The organism is Pseudomonas sp. PDM09, from assembly GCF_014852305.1.
Classification (GTDB): domain Bacteria; phylum Pseudomonadota; class Gammaproteobacteria; order Pseudomonadales; family Pseudomonadaceae; genus Aquipseudomonas.
Map to the genome: position 1 here is coordinate 340,725 of NZ_JACVBI010000003.1, position 19,560 is coordinate 360,284.

At 59.0% G+C, this 19,560-nt stretch carries 18 protein-coding genes; 16 read left to right on the plus strand and 2 right to left on the minus strand.

Annotation, left to right across the window (positions count from 1 at the left end):
* The first annotated feature begins 151 nt into the window (after nt 1-151).
* From IB250_RS10240 to IB250_RS10260, 5 genes are all read left to right on the plus strand, one after another.
* The gene (locus tag IB250_RS10240; protein ID WP_192344014.1) at nt 152-1,144 is read left to right on the plus strand and encodes a 2-dehydro-3-deoxygalactonokinase; all 993 of its coding nucleotides are present in this window, start codon (nt 152-154) and stop codon (nt 1,142-1,144) included.
* A gap of 19 nt (nt 1,145-1,163) precedes the next feature.
* Nucleotides 1,164-1,784, plus strand: coding sequence for a 2-dehydro-3-deoxy-6-phosphogalactonate aldolase (locus tag IB250_RS10245; RefSeq protein WP_192344015.1), 621 nt, complete (start codon nt 1,164-1,166; stop codon nt 1,782-1,784).
* A 46-nt stretch (nt 1,785-1,830) separates the two neighbouring features.
* Nucleotides 1,831-2,979, plus strand: coding sequence for a galactonate dehydratase (dgoD, locus tag IB250_RS10250; RefSeq protein ID WP_007903915.1), 1,149 nt, complete (start codon nt 1,831-1,833; stop codon nt 2,977-2,979).
* A gap of 201 nt (nt 2,980-3,180) precedes the next feature.
* On the plus strand, nt 3,181-4,491 hold the full coding sequence (locus IB250_RS10255; protein WP_192344016.1) for an MFS transporter: 1,311 nt from the start codon (nt 3,181-3,183) through the stop codon (nt 4,489-4,491).
* Between the two features lie 60 nt (nt 4,492-4,551).
* A complete protein-coding gene (locus IB250_RS10260; RefSeq protein WP_008012044.1) occupies nt 4,552-5,355 on the plus strand; it encodes an IclR family transcriptional regulator in 804 nt (267 codons plus the stop codon).
* Here the strand turns inward: IB250_RS10260 and IB250_RS10265 are convergent.
* On the minus strand, nt 5,352-6,404 hold the full coding sequence (locus IB250_RS10265) for an NAD(P)-dependent alcohol dehydrogenase (protein ID WP_192344017.1): 1,053 nt from the start codon (nt 6,402-6,404) through the stop codon (nt 5,352-5,354). The two genes, IB250_RS10260 and IB250_RS10265, sit on opposite strands and share 4 nt — an antisense overlap.
* 204 nt (nt 6,405-6,608) lie before the next feature.
* Between IB250_RS10265 and IB250_RS10270 the strand changes: the two genes are divergently transcribed.
* Nucleotides 6,609-7,499, plus strand: coding sequence for an AraC family transcriptional regulator (locus IB250_RS10270; protein ID WP_123494555.1), 891 nt, complete (start codon nt 6,609-6,611; stop codon nt 7,497-7,499).
* Nucleotides 7,500-7,682: 183 nt separating this feature from the next.
* Here the strand turns inward: IB250_RS10270 and IB250_RS10275 are convergent, their stop codons facing one another.
* Entirely contained in the window at nt 7,683-9,347 is a 1,665-nt protein-coding gene (locus IB250_RS10275) for an electron transfer flavoprotein-ubiquinone oxidoreductase (RefSeq protein ID WP_192344018.1), read from the minus strand.
* A gap of 547 nt (nt 9,348-9,894) precedes the next feature.
* Between IB250_RS10275 and IB250_RS10280 the strand changes: the two genes are divergently transcribed.
* From IB250_RS10280 to IB250_RS10325, 10 genes are all read left to right on the plus strand, one after another.
* A complete protein-coding gene (locus IB250_RS10280) occupies nt 9,895-10,644 on the plus strand; it encodes an electron transfer flavoprotein subunit beta/FixA family protein (protein WP_003226982.1) in 750 nt (249 codons plus the stop codon).
* Nucleotides 10,645-11,574 carry an electron transfer flavoprotein subunit alpha/FixB family protein gene (locus IB250_RS10285; protein WP_192344019.1) on the plus strand — a complete coding sequence of 310 codons (930 nt, stop codon included), beginning with the start codon at nt 10,645-10,647 and terminating at the stop codon, nt 11,572-11,574.
* Nucleotides 11,575-11,647: 73 nt separating this feature from the next.
* Nucleotides 11,648-12,484: a substrate-binding periplasmic protein gene (locus IB250_RS10290; protein ID WP_192344020.1), complete on the plus strand. Its 837-nt coding sequence runs from the start codon at nt 11,648-11,650 to the stop codon at nt 12,482-12,484.
* A 9-nt stretch (nt 12,485-12,493) separates the two neighbouring features.
* Nucleotides 12,494-12,850 (plus strand): DUF4398 domain-containing protein, encoded by a 357-nt coding sequence (locus IB250_RS10295; protein WP_008073146.1) that lies wholly within the window; start codon nt 12,494-12,496, stop codon nt 12,848-12,850.
* On the plus strand, nt 12,847-13,659 hold the full coding sequence (locus tag IB250_RS10300) for an OmpA family protein (RefSeq protein ID WP_007903897.1): 813 nt from the start codon (nt 12,847-12,849) through the stop codon (nt 13,657-13,659). Before IB250_RS10295 ends, IB250_RS10300 begins: the two co-directional genes overlap by 4 nt.
* 357 nt (nt 13,660-14,016) lie before the next feature.
* Nucleotides 14,017-15,456, plus strand: a complete 1,440-nt coding sequence (locus IB250_RS10305; RefSeq protein WP_008012028.1) for a PLP-dependent aminotransferase family protein — start codon at nt 14,017-14,019, stop codon at nt 15,454-15,456.
* A gap of 87 nt (nt 15,457-15,543) precedes the next feature.
* On the plus strand, nt 15,544-16,011 hold the full coding sequence (locus IB250_RS10310; protein ID WP_192344021.1) for a translation initiation factor 2: 468 nt from the start codon (nt 15,544-15,546) through the stop codon (nt 16,009-16,011).
* Between the two features lie 158 nt (nt 16,012-16,169).
* Complete coding sequence (locus IB250_RS10315; protein WP_008012026.1) at nt 16,170-16,424, plus strand: YkgJ family cysteine cluster protein; 255 nt, start codon at nt 16,170-16,172, stop codon at nt 16,422-16,424.
* Nucleotides 16,425-16,466: 42 nt separating this feature from the next.
* Nucleotides 16,467-17,069 (plus strand): START domain-containing protein, encoded by a 603-nt coding sequence (locus IB250_RS10320; RefSeq protein WP_008075148.1) that lies wholly within the window; start codon nt 16,467-16,469, stop codon nt 17,067-17,069.
* 371 nt (nt 17,070-17,440) lie between these two features.
* Nucleotides 17,441-19,549, plus strand: a complete 2,109-nt coding sequence (locus IB250_RS10325; RefSeq protein WP_192344022.1) for an LTA synthase family protein — start codon at nt 17,441-17,443, stop codon at nt 19,547-19,549.
* The last annotated feature ends 11 nt before the right edge of the window (nt 19,550-19,560 follow it).

Here is a 19,560-nt window from a genome sequence, read left to right on the forward strand (position 1 = left end):
TTGCACATCGATCTGTAGGGACTGCCGAAGGCTGCGATCTTTTTTTGTGCTCCTACCAATATATGGGATTGATATTTATATATTGAGATTTGCCTTCGTCCAGGTTTATAGTCCAGCTCACTCACTGCCAAAAACCAAAACAGGTGAAGCGATGCTGGCGCAATTGATCGCGCTCGATTGGGGGACAACCTCATTACGTGCTTACAAACTCGGCTTCGGTGGTCAGGTGCTGGAACAGCGCTCGCTGTCGTCCGGGATCATGCAGCTGCCCAAGACGCCGCGAATCATCGCCGGTCAGGAATGTGCCGACGGTTTTGAATTGGCCTTCGATGAGGCATGCGGTGACTGGCTCGACGCGCAGCCCGATTTGCCGGTGATTGCTTGCGGCATGGTCGGCAGTGCTCAGGGCTGGCGCGAAGCGGCCTACTGCGACACGCCGGCGAACGTCGCCAATCTCGGAACTACCCTACAAATCGTTCGCAGTCTTCGCGGTGTCGATGTGCATATCGTGCCGGGCGTGATTCAGCGTTCGCGCTTGCCGAACGTGATGCGCGGCGAGGAAACCCAGGTCCTCGGCGTGTTGCAGAATCTGCCGAGCGGGGCGGGCAACGATCTGTTGATCGGTCTGCCGGGCAGTCATTCGAAATGGGTGGAAGTGGCCGACGGCTGCATCGTGCATTTCGATACCTTCATGACCGGCGAAATCTTCGCCGTCCTCAGTGAACACAGCATTCTGGGGCGCACTCAGCAGCGCGGCGGGTCTTTCGATAGCGAAGCGTTTGATCGTGGCGTGCGAGTGGCTCTGTCGGTGGACGGCGAGATCGGACCGCTGTCGACATTGTTCAGTGCCCGCAGTCTGGGGCTGACCGGTGAACTGAGCGCCACGGCTCAACCGGACTTTCTGTCGGGCTTGCTGATTGGTCATGAACTGGCGGCGCTGGCCAACGTTCAGCGGCGTCGGCGCAACAGTGTCCATCTGCCGTCGATCATCCTCATCGGCAACGCCCAACTCTGCGCCCGCTACAGCCGTGCGCTCGACGCCTGCGGTTTTGCCCGGGTGACCCTGGCCGAGCAGGCCACCGAACGCGGGTTGTGGCAGTTGGCGCTCGCCGCCGGACTGATCGCGACACCCCCATCCCGTTAAACCTGACTGGAGGTCTGACATGCTCAAGCAAGCACTGGCACAAAACGGTCTGATCGCGATCCTGCGTGGCCTGCGCCCGCAAGAAGCGGCAGCCGTCGGCGAAGTCCTGTACGCGGCCGGATTTCGCGTCATCGAAGTGCCGCTTAATTCCCCCGAACCGTACGAAAGCATCCGCATCTTGCGCAGTACCTTGCCCGCCGATTGCCTGATCGGTGCGGGCACGGTGCTGACGCCGGAGCAGGTCGAGCAAGTGAAAGCGGCGGGCGGCCAAGTGATCGTCATGCCCCACAGCGATGCCAAGGTGTTGCGCGCGGCGAAAGCGGCGGGGCTGTTCCTGTCGCCGGGCGTGGCGACGCCGACCGAAGCCTTTGCCGCATTGGCCGAAGGGGCGGATGTGCTGAAGATGTTCCCGGCCGAACAAATGGGCCCCGCCGTTGTGAAAGCCTGGCTGGCGGTGTTGCCGGCAGGGACGGTGCTGGTGCCGGTGGGCGGGATTACGCCGGACAACATGCAGGTGTTCATCGAGGCCGGCGTCAAAGGTTTCGGCCTTGGTTCCGGGTTGTTCAAACCGGGCATGACACCTGAGCAAGTGGCAGTAAACGCCAAGGCGTACGTCGCTGCCTGGAATGCTTTGCGTTAAGACTTTTTGGCGCTGCGAGCGCTGCATCTAATAAGAGAGGCAATAGATGAAAATCACCAAACTCACTACCTTCATCGTTCCGCCGCGCTGGTGCTTCCTCAAGGTCGAAACCGACGAGGGCGTGACCGGTTGGGGTGAGCCCGTGGTCGAAGGCCGCGCGCACACCGTCGCTGCTGCGGTTGAGGAATTGTCCGACTACCTGATCGGCAAAGACCCACGCAACATCGAAGACATCTGGACCGTGCTCTACCGTGGCGGCTTCTACCGTGGCGGCGCGATCCACATGAGCGCTCTGGCCGGTATCGACCAGGCATTGTGGGACATCAAGGGCAAGGCGCTGGGTGTGTCGGTCAGCGATCTGTTGGGTGGTCAGGTGCGGGACAAGATTCGCGTTTATTCGTGGATCGGTGGTGATCGCCCGGCGGACACCGCTCGCGCTGCGAAAGAAGCGGTCAGCCGTGGTTTCACGGCGGTGAAAATGAACGGCACCGAAGAACTGCAATTTCTCGATTCCTTCGAGAAGGTCGACCTGGCCTTGGCCAACGTCGCCGCCGTACGCGATGCCGTCGGCCCGAATGTCGGCATCGGCGTGGACTTCCATGGTCGGGTGCATAAGCCCATGGCCAAGGTGCTGATGAAGGAACTCGACCCGTACAAACTGATGTTCATCGAAGAACCGGTGCTGAGCGAAAACTACGAAGCGCTGAAAGAATTGGCTCCGCTGACCAGCACGCCGATTGCCCTCGGCGAGCGGTTGTTCTCGCGTTGGGACTTCAAGCGAGTGCTCAGCGAAGGCTACGTCGACATCATCCAGCCGGATGCTTCCCATGCAGGCGGCATCACCGAAACCCGCAAGATCGCCAACATGGCCGAAGCCTACGACGTGGCACTGGCGCTGCATTGCCCGTTGGGCCCGATTGCCCTGGCGGCGTGCCTGCAACTGGACGCGGTTTGCTACAACGCGTTCATCCAGGAACAGAGCCTGGGCATCCATTACAACGAGAGCAATGACCTGCTCGATTATGTGAAAGATCCACGGGTGTTCGATTACGACAAAGGCTTCGTGAAGATCCCCAACGGCCCGGGCCTGGGCATCGAGATCAACGAGGAATACGTGATCGAACGCGCCGCCGTTGGCCACCGCTGGCGCAACCCGATCTGGCGTCATGCCGATGGCAGCTTTGCCGAGTGGTGAGTCCCTCCTGACTCAACACAAATCTAATGTGGGAGCGGGCTTGCTCGCGAAGGCGGTATCACATTCAACAGAGATGTCGACCGACGCACCGCTTTCGCGAGCAAGCCCGCTCCCACAATTGATCTCCATGGACAGGAGGATCCGCGTTCAGGCGCGAGCTTTTCATCGACCTCAATAAACATAAGAAGAGGCACCCCCCCCATGCAACCGCAAACCCTCACCGGGCAGGCGTCGTTGGTGACGCCCAGTCGCAAGCGCTTTTTCATCATGGTCCTGTTGTTTATCACGGTGGTGATCAACTACCTGGATCGCAGCAACCTGTCCATTGCCGCCCCGGCGCTGACCAGCGATCTGGGCATCGATCCGATCCATGTCGGGCTGATCTTTTCCGCGTTCGGCTGGACCTACGCCGCCATGCAGATCCCCGGCGGATGGCTGGTGGACCGGGTGCCGCCGCGCATCCTGTATAGCGTCGCATTGCTGCTGTGGTCGCTGGCCACGGTGATGCTTGGCTTCGCTGCCAGCTTCATCGCGCTGTTCGTGCTGCGCATGGCCGTCGGTGCGCTGGAAGCACCGGCGTATCCGATCAACAGCCGTGTGGTGACGACCTGGTTCCCCGAGTGCGAACGCGCCACCGCCATCGGTTTCTACACCTCCGGGCAGTTCGTCGGGCTGGCGTTTCTCACGCCGGTACTCGCGTGGTTGCAGCACCAATATGGCTGGCACATGGTGTTTGTCAGCACCGGTGCGGTGGGTATCATTTGGGCGGTGATTTGGTACGCGGTATATCGCGAACCACGGGATTTCAAGGGCGCCAACGACGCTGAAATCGAGTTGATCCGCGAGGGCGGCGGGTTGGTGGATATCCAGGCTGAAGCCGCCAAGACCAAGGCTAAATTCAGCTGGGTCGACCTCGGGATTGTCCTGAGCAAACGCAAGTTGTGGGGCATTTACCTCGGTCAGTTCTGCCTCAATTCGACGCTGTGGTTTTTTCTGACGTGGTTCCCGACCTATCTGGTGAAATATCGCGGCATGGACTTCATCAAGTCTGGCTTGCTGGCGTCGTTGCCGTTTCTGGCGGCCTTCGTCGGTGTGCTGTGTTCGGGGTTCTTCTCGGACTTTTTGATCCGTCGCGGCTACACGGTGGGTTTCGCCCGCAAGTTGCCGATCATTGGCGGCCTGCTGATTTCCACCTCGATCATCGGTGCCAACTTCGTCGAGTCGACGCCGCTGGTGATTGCCTTCCTCGCGCTCGCCTTTTTCGGCAACGGCCTGGCGTCGATCACCTGGTCGCTGGTGTCGACCCTGGCCCCGGCGCGCTTGCTTGGATTGACCGGTGGGGTGTTCAATTTCATCGGCAACCTGGCGGCGATTACCACGCCCATCGTCATCGGCTTCCTCGCCTCGGGTGATTCGTTTGCCCCGGCGATTACCTATATCTCGGTTCTGGCGTTGTTGGGTGCGCTTTCCTACGTGTTGTTGGTGGGCAAGGTCGAGCGTATCAAGTTGTAGTCGCGGCCTTCGGGCGACCATAATGCCGCCCGTTCACTCGCTCAACGGTAAAGGCTGGATATGCAGGAAGACGCCCCAAAAATCGCCAAGGACGCCGCGCCGACTGGCACCCAGACACTGCTTCGTGGTTTGGGTGTAGTTCAGGCCGTGGCCAGTGGCGCCCGCGATCTCAAGGAAATCGCCCGGCTGATCGGCACGACGCGCAGCACCACCCATCGTCTGGCTAGTTGCCTGGTGGACGAGCGTTATCTGCGCGTAGTGCCGCAAGTCGGTTATCTTCTGGGGCCGAAACTGATCGAGCTGGGTTTCCAGGCACGTGAAGAGCTGCCACTGGTGACGCTGGCCGGGCCGTACCTGGATGAGTTGTCGGCGTTGACCGGCGACACCATTCACTTGGCGATTCGTGAGGGCGACGAGGTGCTGTACCTGCACAAGAATCCGGGGCGCAACGGTCCGGAAATGCGTTCGCGGGTGGGGCATCGCATGCCATTGGCGCGTACCGGGATCGGTAAGGCGCTGATGCTCGATGACACGCAGGAAGAATGGCAACGGCTGTACGAAATCAGCTTGCCGGTGGGTGGGAAAAATCAGTTCTGGCCGCAGCACCCGGAGCAATCCTGGGAGCAGTTTCAGCAGCGCATGATTGAGTATGTGGCTGGCGGGTACGCCTTCGACCTGGAAGACAACGAACCGTCGATTCGCTGCGTGGCGGCGCCGATCCGCGATGCCAGCAAGCGCATCGTCGCCGGTATCAGCATCGCCAGCACTGTGCCGTACATGCCGCTGGAAAAAATGGCCGAGCTGATTCCCCTGATCAAAGGGGTCACAGCCCGGCTGTCGGCGGAGCTTGGCTTGAAGGTTTAAACCTTCAGTGTCGCCATGTCGATCACGAAGCGGTACTTCACGTCACCGGCAATCATGCGGGTGTAAGCCTCGTTGATCTGGCGGATGTCGAGCATTTCGATGTCGCAGGTGATGCCGTGCTCGGCGCAGAAATCCAGCACTTCCTGGGTTTCGGCGATGCCGCCGATCAGGGAGCCGGCCAATACGCGACGGCTCATTACCAGTTTGCCCCCATGCACCGGCGGATCGATCGGTTCGATCAAGCCCACCAGAATGTGTACGCCGTCGAAACGCAGGGTATCGAGGTAGGGATTGAGGTCGTGCTGCACCGGAATGGTGTCCAGCAGGAAGTCGAAATGTCCTGCGGCGGCTTTCATCTGTTCTGCGTCGGTGGACACGATCACGTGGTCCGCGCCTTGGCGACGACCTTCTTCGGCCTTGCTCGCCGAGCGGGTGAACAACGTCACTTCAGCGCCCATAGCCTTGGCGAACTTGATGCCCATGTGGCCGAGGCCACCCATGCCGAGAATCCCGACCTTGTCACCGGCCTTGACGCCGTAGTGCTTGAGCGGCGAGTAGGTGGTGATGCCGGCGCACAGAATCGGCGCGGCGCTGGCCGGGTCGAGTTTCTCCGGAATACGCACGACAAAGTGCTCGCTGACCACGATGCTGTCGGAGTAACCGCCCATGGTGTTGTTGCCATCGACCCGGTCCGGGGTGGCATACGTCATGGTCGGACCTTCGAGGCAGTATTGCTCCAGATCGGCCTGGCAGGCTTCGCAGTGACGGCACGAGTCGACCATGCAACCGACGCCGACCAGATCGCCGACCTTGTGTTTAGTAACGTTCGCACCGATGGCGGTAACTTTGCCTACGATTTCGTGGCCGGGCATCAGTGGGTAAACAGCAATGCCCCACTCGTTGCGTGCCTGATGAATGTCGGAATGGCAGACGCCGCAGTAGAGAATGTCGATCGCAACGTCGTCGGCCCGTGGGCTGCGGCGTTCGAATTTCATCGGGGCGAGGGGAGTGGTGGCTGACTGAGCGGCGTATCCGATGGCGGTGTACATGGTGAACCTCGCAAAAGCGGTGACAGGTGAGGCGAGCAATTCTGGGCGCAGCACGGGTGACCGGCCATGGCGATTCCTCCGGGTGTCATGCCTAATCCTCCGGCATGCACCTTCGATTGGCCGCATTGGCGTTCAGACCTGCGATGATGTTTTCATCCCTTTTTTCGCTACTTTTTTGTGACTTCTTTTGTGAAGAGCTCCCTCATGTTGTTGACCCGTCATCTCGATGCCAATGCCACCCTGGTTTCGCTGATCCAGCCGCTGACCATTCGCGATGGTTTCGCGCCCACCGCATTGCCGGGTGTGCAGGTTTTGCGCGCCAGTTGTGATGTGGCTCGTGGCCCGCAAATCTACGAGCCAAGCCTGGTCATCATCGCCCAAGGCAGCAAGTTGGCGTATCTGGGCCCGCGTACGCTGGAATATGGTGCCGGGCATTACCTGATTCAGGCGTTGCCGGTGCCCTTCGAGTGCGAAACGTTTTCGGCGCCGGATGGCCCGATGCTGGGCGTTTCCATCGCCATTGACCGGGTAATGCTCGGTGAGTTGGTATTGGCCATGGGGCTGTCGCCGGGGCGCACGGTTCCCGCACAGACACCCGAGTCCATGACCTCGGCGGTGCTCGACGATGCCATGCGCGGTTGTGTGGAGCGGTTGTTGCGCTGCCTGCACGATCCGCTGGAATGCCAGATCATGGGCCCGGCGCGTTTGCGTGAGTTGTTGTTCGTGGCGTTGCGGGGGCCGCAAGCCGATGTGTTGCGCGCGCTGGTGGAACAACAGGGGCAGTTCGCCCGGATCGCGGCGTCCCTGAGTCATTTGCATGCGCATTACACCGAGCCGCTGAATGTCGAGACCCTGGCCAGTTGCGCGAACATGAGCGCGTCAACGTTCCATGAGCATTTCAAGCGCTGCACCTTGTTGTCGCCGGTGCAGTATTTGAAGCGTTTGCGCTTGCTCAGGGCCCAGCAGTTATTGCTGGGCGAAGGCTTGGGCGTGGCCCAGGTGGCGCATCGGGTGGGGTATCAGAGCACGTCGCAGTTCAGCCGCGAGTACAAGCGTTACTTCGAACGTAATCCCGGGGATGAGCGGGCTGCTTGATACACCACAAATCCCTGTGGGAGCGGGCTTGCTCGCGAAAGCCATGTATCAGTCGACATCAATGTTGGATGATAAACCGCTTTCGCGAGCAAGCCCGCTCCCACATTGGTTTGGTGTTGATGCCTGGATTTCGGGCAACAAAAAGGCCCCCATGTCGGGAGCCTTGATGTTCAGCGATTCGACTTACATGTTCGGGTAAGTCGGGCCGCCAGAGCCTTCCGGCGCCACCCAGGTGATGTTCTGTGCAGGGTCCTTGATGTCGCAGGTCTTGCAATGAACGCAGTTCTGGGCGTTGATCTGGAAGCGCTTCTCGCCGTCTTCCTGGGTCACCACTTCATATACGCCGGCCGGGCAGTAACGCTGGGCAGGTTCATCGTACATCGGCAGGTTTTTGGCGATCGGAATGCTCGGATCGGTCAGCTTCAAGTGGCAAGGCTGCTCTTCTTCGTGGTTGGTACCCGAGATGAACACCGAGCTGAGTTTGTCGAAGCTGATCTTGCCGTCCGGTTTCGGGTAGTCGATCTTCTTGCAGTCGGCCGCCAGTTTCAGGCAAGCGTAATCCGGCTTGGTGTCGTGCAGGGTGAACGGCAGTTTGCCGCCGAAGATGTTTTGGTCGATCCAGTTGAAACCGCCGCCGACGATGGCGCCGAACTTGTGAATCGCCGGGCCGAAGTTGCGGCTGGCGAACAGTTCGTCGTAGAGCCAGCTCTTCTTGAAGGCGTCGACGTAAGTGGTCAGCTCTTCGGTGCCGTCTTTGTCCGCGAACAGTGCGTCAGCTACCGATTCAGCGGCGAGCATGCCGGACTTCATCGCGGTGTGGCTGCCTTTGATTTTGGCGAAGTTCAGGGTGCCGAGGTCGCAACCGATCAGCGCGCCGCCCTTGAAGACCATTTTCGGCAGCGAGTTCAAGCCGCCTTTGGAGATAGCACGCGCGCCGTAGCTGATGCGCTTGCCGCCTTCCAGGTATTGCTTGAGCACCGGGTGATGCTTGAGGCGCTGGAACTCGTCGAACGGCGACAGGAAGGTGTTGCTGTAGGAAAGATCGACGATCAGACCGACCACGACCTGGTTGTTTTCCAGGTGATAGAGGAACGAGCCGCCGGTGTTCTCGGTGCCCATGATGTCCAGCGGCCAACCGGCGGTATGGACCACCAGGCCTGGCTGGTGCTTGGCCGGGTCGATTTCCCAGATTTCTTTCAGGCCGATGCCGTAGTGCTGGGCGTCGGCTTCGCTGTCGAGGTTGAAGCGCTTGATCAGTTGCTTGCCGATGTGGCCGCGGCAACCTTCGGCGAACAGCGTGTACTTGGCACGCAGTTCCATGCCCGGGGTGTACAGGCCTTCTTTCGGATTGCCTTCGCGGTCAACGCCCAGATCGCCGGTGATGATCCCGCGAACCACGCCGTTCTCGTCGAACAGCGCTTCCTGGGCGGCGAAGCCCGGGTAGATTTCCACACCCAGGTTCTCGGCCTGCTGAGCCAGCCAGCGGCACAGATTGCCCAGGGAGATGATGTAGTTGCCTTCGTTGTGCATGGTCTTGGGCACAAAGAGGTCAGGAATCTTCTGCGCGCTGTCGGCGTTTTTCAGAACGAAGATGTCATCGCGTGTGACTGGCGTATTCAGCGGCGCGCCGAGTTCTTTCCAGTCCGGGAACAGTTCGTTCAGGGCGCGTGGTTCGAACACGGCACCGGACAGGATGTGAGCACCGACTTCGGAGCCTTTTTCGACCACGCAGACGCTGATTTCCTTACCGGCTTCGGCGGCCTTCTGCTTCAAACGGCAGGCGGCGGACAGGCCAGCGGGGCCGGCACCGACGATGACCACGTCGAATTCCATGTATTCGCGTTCCACAGGCTATCTCCTACTCAAGGCTCAACAGTTTTTTCTAATTGGAGGTTTGGCGTTGCATCCATTATTTCCTCCGGCAACGGCCGAAAGGGACAATGGATGACCCACCTTTCTCTCTAGGTGGCGCATTATATCTACACCACTCCTAGCGTCCAATACAAACGTTTGTTTGAATTGGCTCAAAGCCAGATAAATCAAAGTCACCGCGGCTTATGAGTGGCCATTTTGCCGTATTGACCGGAATAGGCGTTCCGGTCAAGATACGGTCGGTTTTGCGCTCGCCGTAGGCTGACTGTTGGTTTCAAGAGCACCTCTAAAGACAGGGCGATGGCAGTACAAGGTGATGCGCGGCGCAGGTTTTTCGCGCAGTTTACACGCCACGATAATGAATGACCCGTCAGTCACCACTGACGAACGGTTATCACGCCTCGTGAGCAACGTTCACCCGATACACCTGCCAGCGTTTTTAGAGGTGCCCTTGCGCCGATGAGCATCAACCGCCAGGTTCGCCTAGGCGACTTTCTTTTCACCGGAGAGTAACGAGGAATCCATGAAGGTTCTTGTAGCTGTCAAACGCGTTGTGGATTACAACGTCAAGGTTCGTGTCAAGGCGGACAATTCCGGCGTCGACCTCGCTAACGTCAAGATGTCGATGAACCCATTCTGCGAAATCGCAGTGGAAGAAGCCGTACGTCTGAAAGAGAAAGGCGTTGCGACTGAAATCGTCGTCGTCTCCATCGGCCCGTCCACCGCTCAAGAGCAACTGCGCACCGCGCTGGCTCTGGGTGCCGACCGCGCCATCCTCGTCGAATCCGCTGAAGATCTGACTTCCCTGGCGGTTGCCAAGTTGTTGAAAGCTGTTGTCGACAAGGAACAGCCTCAGCTGGTGATCCTTGGCAAACAAGCCATCGACAGCGACAACAACCAGACTGGCCAGATGCTCGCTGCATTGAGCGGCTACGGTCAGGGCACGTTCGCTTCGAAAGTCGAAGTGTCCGGCGACAGCGTTGCCGTGACCCGCGAAATCGACGGCGGCGCGCAGACGGTTTCCCTGAAACTGCCGGCCATCGTCACCACCGACCTGCGTTTGAACGAGCCGCGCTACGCGTCTCTGCCAAACATCATGAAAGCCAAGAAGAAGCCTCTCGAAGTGCTGACTCCGGACGCTTTGGGCGTTTCCACCGCCTCCACCAACAAGACCCTGAAAGTCGAAGCGCCGGCTGCACGCAGCGCGGGTATCAAGGTCAAGTCGGTGGCTGAACTGGTTGAAAAACTCAAGAACGAAGCGAAGGTAATCTAAATGACTATCTTGGTTATTGCTGAACACGACAACAAAGTACTGGCCCCGGCCACGCTGAACACTGTGGCTGCTGCCGCCAAGATCGGTGGCGATATCCACGTTCTGGTTGCAGGTCAGGGCGCTGGCCCCGTGGCTGAGGCCGCTGCGAAAATCGCTGGCGTGGCCAAAGTGCTGGTGGCCGACAACGCCGCTTACGCTCACCAGTTGCCGGAAAACGTTGCGCCGCTGGTAGCCGAGTTGGGCAAGGGCTACAGCCACATCCTGGCTGCTGCGACTTCCAACGGCAAAAACATTCTGCCGCGCGTTGCCGCTCAGCTGGACGTTGACCAGATCTCCGAGATCATCTCGGTCGAAAGCGCTGACACTTTCAAGCGCCCGATCTATGCCGGTAACGCGATCGCAACCGTTCAATCGAACGCTGCGGTCAAAGTGATCACCGTGCGTGCCACCGGTTTCGACCCGGTTGCCGCTGAAGGTGGTTCGGCGGCTGTTGAAGCCGTTGCCGCTGCTCACGACGCGGGCACTTCGAGCTTCGTTGGCGAAGAACTGGCCAAGTCCGATCGTCCGGAACTGACCGCTGCCAAAATCGTCGTTTCCGGCGGTCGCGGCATGCAGAACGGCGACAACTTCAAGCACCTGTATGCCCTGGCCGACAAGCTGGGCGCGGCAGTCGGCGCTTCCCGAGCCGCGGTCGACGCAGGTTTTGTACCCAACGATATGCAGGTCGGTCAGACCGGCAAGATCGTTGCGCCACAGCTGTACATTGCGGTCGGTATTTCCGGCGCGATCCAGCACCTGGCCGGCATGAAAGACTCCAAAGTGATCGTTGCGATCAACAAGGACGAAGAAGCGCCGATCTTTCAGGTGGCCGATTACGGCCTGGTGGCAGACTTGTTCGAAGCCATCCCCGAGTTCGAGAAGCTGGTCTAATCCGGCGGCTTGACTTATAAAGAGCCCGGCCTTTTGGTCGGGCTTTTTTTTGTTCTTTGAGGGGTGTTTCGCCATGGATTTACGCCGCGTGTGTGGCTGGTCATTACTGCTGGGGCTGACGCTGTTGCCGGGGCTATCCATAGCCGCGGGCAAATGTGAGCGCCTGGTGGTGACCGGCAGCCCGGACGCGCCGCCGTACCTGTGGCAAGACCCGCAAAACCCCAAGTACCTGATAGGCGCCAGCGCCGACCTGTTGCAGCAAGTGGCGGGGGAGTTGGGCATCAAGGTCGAACTGCTTTACGCCGGCAAACGCTCCCAGGCCCTGGACGAAGTGCGCAGCGGGCGCATGGACATGCTGGCCGATGCGCCGTTGACGGTCAGTGAGCTGGAAAATCTGGATTACATCCATCCACCGCTGCTGGAGAACGATTACCTGGTCTGGACTCGCAACGATTCGTTACTGGTCTACAACGAAGCCCAAGATCTTCACGGTCATCCTGGCGCCTTGTCGGAAAAGGCTCGAGTAACAACGTCATTTAGCACTTTCGCCGAGCAGCAATTGACTCTGGTGCGCACGCCCAATCTCACCCAGGCCTTTCAGAAGTTGCTGCTGAACGAGGTGGAATTTGTCCTCGCCGGACGCTACTCGGGCATGGCCCTGGTGCAAACGCTGGGGATGGCCGATGACTTGATGGCCCACCCACACCCCATCGACAAACCGGGCCTGTATCTTGCGGTTTCCCATAACTCTGCCTGCAACGATCCCTGGTTGCGCGGACAGCTGGCTAAAAAGATGACAGAATTGCCCGCGTCCGGACTGACGGAAGCTGCGCTGCTGCGCAATATCGAGCGTTGGAAAGCGCAACGCTCACAACCGCAGCCACAACCTGTCAGTACCCCAAAACAGTAGGGATTTTTAGTGAGTATTCGACCTCTTTTCGCTGCCCTGGCCGTTCTGGCTCTGGCGGGTTGTGCAGCCGATCCGGCGCCGAATGAACAAATACGCCTGACCGAACAGGCCCTCGAACAAGCCAAGGCCGTGGGTGCTACCGCCGACGAAGTGCCGGAGCTGAAACTGGCTGAAGACAAGTTCAAGCGCGCCAAGGGCAACATGGCCGACCAGTCCTTCAAGAATGCGCGCATGCGGGCCGAGCAGGCCGAGCTGGACGCGCGTCTGGCCGAAGCCCGGGTTCTGACCCTCAAGAGTGAGGAGCAGTTGAACGTGCTCAATACCCGCATCACTCGTCTGCGCAAGCAACTGGGAGATGCCCAATGAGCCTGAAAACCAAAGCACTCGGCGGCTTGATCCTGGCCGGTTGCGCAAGCCTTTATGGTTGCGCTGGTCAACACAGCGAAGCCGCAATCCAGCAGGCCGGCACTGACTTTCAGAAGGTCAAGGAAGACTCCAATGTGCTGCGCATTGCGCCCAAAGACGTGATCCGTGCCGGTGAGTCGCTGGCTCGAGCCGATCGTCTGTCCAGCTACTGGGGCAGCGGTTCGGACGTTGTGCATTACGCCTACCTGAGCCGGCGCTACAGCGAAATCGCCCGGGAACACACCAATCAAGTGCTCAACGAGGAACGCGCGGCGAAGCTCGAACTCGAGCGTCAGCGCCTGCAACTGGCCCTGCGTGAGTCCAAGTTGCTCAGCGTGCAGCAACAGGGCAAGTGGCTCGAAGAGCAGATTGTGGCGTTGGCGACTACCCAAACCGACCGTGGTCTGGTGATGACTCTGGGCGATGTGCTGTTCGATACCGGTGAAGCAGAGCTGAAAAGCTCGGCGAACCGCGTGGTGCTGAAGATCGTCCAGTTCCTGCAGCTCAACCCCAAACGGGTGGTGCGGATCGAAGGCTATACCGACAGCACCGGCGGTAAACAGGAAAACCTCAAGCTGTCCCGCGACCGTGCGCAATCGGTGGCGGATGTGCTGATGGACCTGGGCATCGACGACAAACGTATCAAAGTCGAAGGCTACGGCGATGAATACCCGGTGGACGTGAACGCCTCAGAACGTGGTCGTGCACAGAACCGTCGGGTGGAAATTGTGTTCTCCGACGAAAAAGGCCAGCTCGGCGCCGCTCGATAAGCGTTATTGGAAAAGGCAGGTTTGCGAAAGCGAATGACGCCCGAAATCCTGTAGGAGCTGTCGAGCGAAGCGAGGCTGCGATCTTTTGATCTTTCGCTTGGGACTCAAGTGGGCCTGGAAAGATCGCAGCCTCGTTTCACTCGACAGCTCCTACCAGGTCCTACAACCCGGCCTGTCAGCAGTGCCGGGTTTTTTTGTGCCTGCCAATCAGCGCAATACTCTCCATAAAACAGTACAGTTTTTGCTGACAATGCACTGTACGGTCGACTATTGTGACAACTGTCCCAGTACACTTCCAAACTGTTCCGGTATTGTTTCACACAAGAATAAAATGCCCGTGAAATCGAGTGCTGCGTCATGACCAATCTCTTGCTTTACCAACGTATTGCTCAGCAACTGGCCGAAGACATCCGCCGCGGTGTTTATCAACCGGGGGAGCGCGTGCCTTCGGTGCGCAAGATGAGCTCGCAGCTCAACGTCAGCCATGCAACGGTGTTGCAGGCCTACGCCAACCTCGAAGATCAGGGGCTGATTCGTGCCCGGCCGCAATCCGGTTACTACGTGCACCAGACGCCGGCGCTCACGGCGCCAACCCCGGACATTGCACGGGTCGAGCGACCTGGCCTTGTCACGCGCAGCAGCATCATTCAGCAAGTCCTGGTCGAATCCCGCCGCGAAGGCGTCTTCCCGTTGGGCGCCGCGGTACCGAGCGTTGACTATCTGCCGGTGCGGGCGCTGCATCAGCAACTGGCAAAAGTCACCCGTTTCCATAGCCCGCGGGCGTTCAGCTACATGTTCAGCCCCGGTTTCGAGCCGTTGCGTCGGCAAGTGGCGATCCGCATGCGCGACGCCGGCGTGGTGGTCGACCCGTCGGAAGTGGTGATCACCCACGGCTGCGTCGATGCGTTGCAGATGTCTCTGCGCGTATTGACCCAGCCGGGCGATCTGATCGCGGCCGAGTCGCCGACCTATTACGGTTTGCTGCAACTGGCCGACCTGCTGGGGCTGAAAGTCATCGAGATCCCCAGCGATCCAGCCACCGGCATGAGCCTCGAAGCCCTGCAATTGGCGGCCAACCAGTGGTCGATCAAGGCGCTGGTGCTGACCACGCGCCTGAGCAATCCCTTGGGGGGCACCATGCCCGAAGAGCGGCAGAAACAATTGCTGCGCCTGGCCTCGGATTTCGATATCCAGGTCGTCGAAGACGATATTTACGGCGAACTGATGTTCGAGCAGGGTCGCACCAAATCGCTCAAGGCCTACGACCGACTGGATCGGGTGATCTATTGCTCCAGCTTCTCCAAAACCCTGTCGCCTGGTGTGCGCATCGGCTGGATGATTGCCGGCAAGTACCAGCAGGAAATCCAGCGCTTGCAAACCTTCAGCACCCATTCAGCCTGTAGCGTCACGCAAATGGGCATAGCGGCCTATCTGGAGAACGGCGGTTACGACCGGCATTTGCGCTACATCCGTCAGGAGTACCGCAAGAACCTCAGCGCTTTTCAGCTGGCGGTGCAGCAGTACTTCCCTGAAGGGACGCAAATGACCCGGCCCACCGGCGGATTCATTCTGTGGGTCAGCCTGCCGGGGCGGGTGAATACGCAGGAACTGCATGTGCGTGCGTTGCAGCAGGGCATCAGCATTGCGCCGGGGTTGATTTTCAGTAATACCGAGCAGTTCAATCACTGCATTCGCCTGAACTGTGGCATCCCCTGGAACCGCGAGGCCGAGCGTGCATTGATGACGTTGGGTTTGCTGGCGACGCAACTTTGTCAGGAGACGGCGAGCGGTTTTTGAGCAGCCGGGCAGTTCTGAACTGGCCGCTTGTCTTGTCGTCTCCAACAGGCGAGCATGTAGCCTTCTGCCGTTGACGCCGTTGGGTCTATGAAGCCGATTTTTCCTGTCGCCTGGTTGTTGATCTGCCTGTTAATGACCTGTCATCCGGAAGGCGTCATGGCGGCTTCCGTTCAGGAAAAACCGACAGCCAGCACCACTGTGAAAAAAGTGGCTCCGGTCAAAAAGGCCACACCGGCCAAAAAGAAAGCGGCAGCGGTCAAAAAACGTTCCCCCATTGCTTCCAAGTCGAAACCGGCCAGTGAAGTCGTGAAAACCAAACTCCCTTCCGCAAATCTCGACTTGAGCCTGCCCAAGGACATGGTCGAAGAACTGAAGCCGGTCGGCACGGTACAGTTGCCCCGACACGATGCGCTGTTGCCTCAAATGTTCGGTGACAAAAGCAGCCCGTTCCAGCTCAACGGTCGTCTGCTCAGCAACGAAATGCAGTTGCAACTGCGCAATGAAGAGCGTCGGGAAGTTGAAGGCGCGGCGCTGGAATTCGAGTTCAAGCAGTAAATCCCTCCCATTCGTGACCCGCGGAGCAGACGCTTTGTCGGAGACTGGCCAGTCACGTTCGTTTGAGCGAAAAAACCCGGGCTCAGGTAATTTTAAACAGTCGTTTTAGCCGTTACTCTGTGCCACGTCCCTTTACCCGTCGCGAGGAGCTTGTCGTCATGAGATGCCGTGAAGGCTGTGGCGCCTGTTGCATTGCCCCTTCCATCAGTTCGCCGATTCCCGGCATGCCCAATGGCAAAGCCGCCGGAGAACGTTGCGTACAGCTGTCTACCGATAACCTGTGCAGCATTTTCGGCAAGCCGGAACGTCCTGCGGTGTGTTCGGCGTTTGAAGCCGATGTCGAGGTCTGCGGAAGCAGCAGCGACGAAGCGATCAAGTTGCTGGGCTGGTGGGAGCAAATGACGGCCGCGTGATGTGTTCAACGAACGGAACTTTCAACAATAAGGAATAAGACTATGGGTTCGCTGCATCGTATGGCTGTGCTGTGTGGTTTGACGGTTTTACTGGCCTCCACGGCCCAGGCCGAGGAATGGAAAACCGCCAAGGAAGAAGAGGGCATCAAGGTGTCCTTGAGTGAAGTGGCCGGTTCCCAATACAAGGCTTACCGTGGCGTGACCGTCATGAAGACCACCATGGCCAAACTGCGTGCATTGCAGGAAGACGTGCCGGGTGCCTGTGCATGGATTCACGAGTGCAAGACTCAGAAGTTGCTCAAACATGAAGGTAACCAGAGCTGGACCTACACCCAGTTCAATACCCCTTGGCCGGTCACTCCTCGCGACTCCGTATTGCATGTCACCACTGTTGAAGGCGCCGATGGCAGCCTGACCCGCGAGTTGGAAGGGCAGCCCAAGTACGTTCCGGAAGAAAAAGGTTTTGTACGGGTCGCCCAGGTCAAAGGATTCTGGAAGCTCGTGCCTAAAGGCGATCAAGTCGAAGTGACTTATCAGGCCCATACCGAACCCGGGGGCAGCGTGCCGTCGTGGTTGGCCAACAAGTTTGTGGTCGATGCGCCGTTCAACACCCTCAAAGCCCTGAAAGAACGCGCAGAGAAGTAACCGCGTATACTTTTGATAATGCCCGTTCAACAGCGCCCCGATTTTTGATCGGGGCGTTTGCGTTTTTTGCCAAGGGGCGGGGCTTTATTTTGTTTCTGGATATGCGTTGAACGAAATTTTCACAAAGCGTCCAAGACAATTCACTCGCGGCCCAACCAGTCCGCCTCCGCAACTTTGCGTCACGTCTCTTGTCCCAGAACGCTGCAAGCGACAGTCGGGGCCTGTGGGTCAGTAATCAATGGTAATGCCTCGGTTGATCGTGCAACATTTGCGCACCGCGCAAGCCCGCTCCCACAGGTTAACCGACCGGCCTTAGGCAAGGCGCTGCTGTATTTTTTGAAACTTCAACTTCCAATGGGTCCTAAAACGACATGGCAAACCCGGACGCCCTGAGTCAGCAGCGAGCTTCTAGTCGCCTGCTGCAACCGACCGTCAAATCGCATCTGGCCTACACGCTATTGTGTGCCTTGGTCATGATGGTCATGTTCAGCCTGCTGCGCGTGGCGCTGCTGGTCTACAACAGCTCGATGATCCTCGATACACCAGCTTCGACCTTTCTGGAAGCGTTCGCCAACGGCCTGCGTTTCGACTTGCGTCTGGTGGTTTACCTCAGCATTCCGCTGCTGCTGGCATTGTTCAGCGCCAGGGCGATGGCCGCCCGCGGGTTTTTCCGGCTGTGGCTGACCGTTGTCTCGAGCATTGCGCTGTTCCTCGGCCTGATGGAGATGGACTTTTACCGCGAGTTCCACCAGCGCCTTAACGGTCTGGTCTTCCAGTACGTGAAAGAAGACCCGAAAACCGTGGTGAGCATGCTCTGGTACGGTTTTCCGGTGGTTCGCTACCTGCTGGCCTGGGCCGTGGGCACGTTGATTCTGACGCTTGCGTTCAAGGGCGCCGACCGCGCCACGCGTCCGCGCGGGCCGTTCAGCGGTGGCAGTATCAGTACGCGGCAGGTCGCTCCGTGGTATGCGCGTGGCGTGGTGTTCGTGGTTTGCCTGTTGGTCTGCGTGGTCGCTGCTCGTGGCACTCTGCGTCAAGGCCCGCCGCTGCGTTGGGGTGACGTTTACACCACCGACTCCAACTTCGCCAATCAGTTGGGCCTCAACGGCACGCTGTCGTTGATCGCAGCGGCCAAGAGCCGGCTGTCCGAACATCGCGACAATGTCTGGAAAGCCACACTGCCACAGCCCCTGGCCCAGCAGACCGTGCGCGATTTGTTGTTGACCCCGAGTGACAAGCTGGTCGATCCCGAGACCGCCGCGGTGCGTCGCAATTTCAGCCCCGACACCAACAAGACACTGCCGATCAAGAACGTCGTGGTGATCCTGATGGAAAGCTTCGCCGGTCACTCGGTGGGCGCTCTGGGGCGTCCGGGTGAAATCACGCCGTACTTCGACAAACTGTCGAAAGAAGGCCTGTTGTTCGATCGTTTCTTCTCCAACGGCACCCATACCCACCAGGGCATGTTCGCCACCATGGCCTGCTTCCCGAACTTGCCGGGTTTCGAATACCTGATGCAGACGCCTGAAGGCAGCCACAAACTGTCCGGCCTGCCGCAGTTGCTCAGCGCCCGTGACTACGACGATGTGTACGTCTATAACGGCGACTTCGCCTGGGACAACCAGTCGGGCTTCTTCAGCAACCAGGGCATGACCAACTTCATCGGGCGTAATGACTTCGTCAACCCGGTGTTCTCCGATCCGACCTGGGGCGTGTCCGACCAGGACATGTTCAACCGTGGCCTGGAAGAATTGAAGGCCCGCGATGGCAAGGACAAGAAGCCGTTCTATGCCTTGCTGCAAACGCTGTCCAACCACACGCCGTACGCTTTGCCGACGCCATTGCCGGTGAAGCCTGTGACCGATCGCGGCAGCCTCAACGAACACTTGACCGCCATGCGCTATTCCGACTGGGCGTTGGGTCAATTCTTCGAACAGGCCCGCAAAGAGCCGTATTTCAAGGAAACCCTGTTTGTGGTGGTCGGCGACCACGGTTTTGGCAACGAACAGCAGATCACTGAAATGGACCTGGGTCGTTTCAACGTGCCGATGCTGCTGATCGGGCCGGGCGTCCAGGAAAAATTCGGCCAGGTCGACCATACCGTCGGCACCCAGATCGACATCGTGCCGACCATCATGGGCCGTATTGGTGGAGAGGTGATTCAACAATGCTGGGGGCGCGACTTGCTGAACCTGCCGGAAGGCGACAAGGGTTTTGGCGTGATCAAGCCGTCGGGCAGCGATCAGACGGTTGCATTGCTCACCGGGGATCGCGTGCTGGTACTGCCCAAAGAGATGCCACCGAAGTTGTATCACTATGAACTGGGCGCCAATCCCAAAGGTGAGGTGATCCCGGCATCGGCTGACGAAGCGGCACTCAAGCAAAAGCTCGAATCGTTCATCCAGACGGCCACCAAAAGCCTCATCGATAACACCGCGGGTGTAGTTGACGGCAAACCAGACCAATTTTTGGCGCAATAGAAAAGAGGCCC